The organism is Streptomyces sp. NPDC050388 (assembly GCF_040655635.1).
GTDB lineage: Bacteria > Actinomycetota > Actinomycetes > Streptomycetales > Streptomycetaceae > Streptomyces.
The window spans coordinates 1-1,645 of the sequence record NZ_JBFAKH010000259.1 but is presented as its reverse complement, the minus strand read 5'-3'; the positions used below and the strand labels follow the sequence as shown (position 1 = coordinate 1,645).

Below are 1,645 nucleotides of genomic sequence, written 5' to 3'. Positions count from 1 at the left end.
GGAACCTGCCCGCCACCTCCCTGGCCTGGGGCTTTTGGGCACAGGCCAGCAGCATGACCGGCCACCTCGACCAAACCGACGTGGAGCGGATGAACCGCAGTGGTGTGTCGGCCATCTCTCTCGAGGAGGGCCTGGAGCTCTTCGACATCGCCCTGTGTACAGGAGAGGCGTTCCTCGCGCCGATCAGCCTGGACCTGGCGGCGTTCCGCTCGGCTCCTGTGGTTCCGCATCTGCTGCGGAGCATGATCCGCACCACGAACCGCCGTGCGGCACAGGCTTCCGGAGCCGAGGGCGCCTCGGCCTTCGTCCAGCGCCTGCTGGCAGTCGGCGCGGAGGAGCGTGTCGGGCTGGTACTGGAGGCGGTACGTACGGAGGTCGCCGATGTCCTCGGCCACGCCTCCGCCGCCGCCGTCCCCGCCGAGCGGGCCTTCACCGAGCTCGGCTTCGACTCCCTGACCGCCGTCGAACTGCGCAACCGCCTCGGCAAGGTCACCGGGCTGCGCCTGCCCGCCACCCTGGTCTTCGACTACCCGAACCCGACCGTCCTGGCGAAGCACATCACCGCGGAGAGCGTCGGCGCCGTGGAAGCGGACACCCAGGTGTCCCGCACGGCAGGAGCGCCCGTCGTCCTCGACGCCGACGACCCGATCGTCATCGTGGGCATGAGCTGCCGCTTCCCCGGCGGTATCGCCAGTCCCGAGGACCTGTGGCGCCTGGTGGACTCCGGTGGTGACGCGATCTCGCCGCTGCCGACCGACCGCGGCTGGGACCTCAGCCGGCTCTTCGGGCACGAGGAGGAGGAGCGCACCGGCACGTCGTACGCGACCGAGGGCGGATTCCTGGACAACGCGGGCGAGTTCGACCCGGCGTTCTTCGGGATCTCGCCGCGTGAGGCCCTGGCCATGGACCCGCAGCAGCGCCTGCTGCTCGAGGCGGCCTGGGAGGCCATCGAGTACGCGGGTATCGACCCGACGACCCTGCGCGGCAGCCAGACCGGCGTGTACGCGGGTCTCATGTACCACGACTACGTGTCCCAGCTCGTCGAAGTCCCGGAGGGTGTCGAGGGCTTCCTGACCACCGGCACCGCGGGCAGCGTGGTGTCCGGCCGGGTCTCGTACGTCCTGGGCCTGGAGGGGCCGGCGGTCACGGTCGACACGGCGTGTTCGTCGTCGCTGGTCGCTCTGCACCTGGCGGCACAGGCACTGCGTGCGGGCGAATGCTCGCTGGCCCTCGCCGGCGGCGCGACCGTGATGGCCACACCGGGCAGCTTCATCGAGTTCAGCCGGCAGCGGGGACTCGCCCCGGACGGCCGGGTCAAGGCCTTCGCCGACACCGCCGACGGCACCGCGTGGTCGGAGGGCGTGGGCGTCCTGCTGCTCGAGCGGCTGTCCGACGCGCGCCGCAACGGCCACCAGGTGCTGGCGGTGGTGCGCGGCTCGGCGGTCAACCAGGACGGCGCGTCCAACGGCCTGACCGCCCCCAGCGGTCCCTCGCAGCAGCGCGTCATCCGTGCCGCGCTTGTCGGCGCCGGCCTGGCGGCCGGTGAGGTCGACGTGGTGGAGGCGCACGGCACCGGCACGACGCTGGGCGACCCGATCGAGGCGCAGGCGCTGCTGGCCACCTACGGCCAGGAGCACGACGCGGA

General features: G+C 72.1%; 1 pseudogene. It reads left to right on the top strand.

The annotated features are described in order from the left end of the window. Window positions 1-5: 5 nt before the first annotated feature. Window positions 6-1,645: pseudogene (locus tag AB0I73_RS41205) on the top strand (beta-ketoacyl synthase N-terminal-like domain-containing protein); the annotation flags it as partial.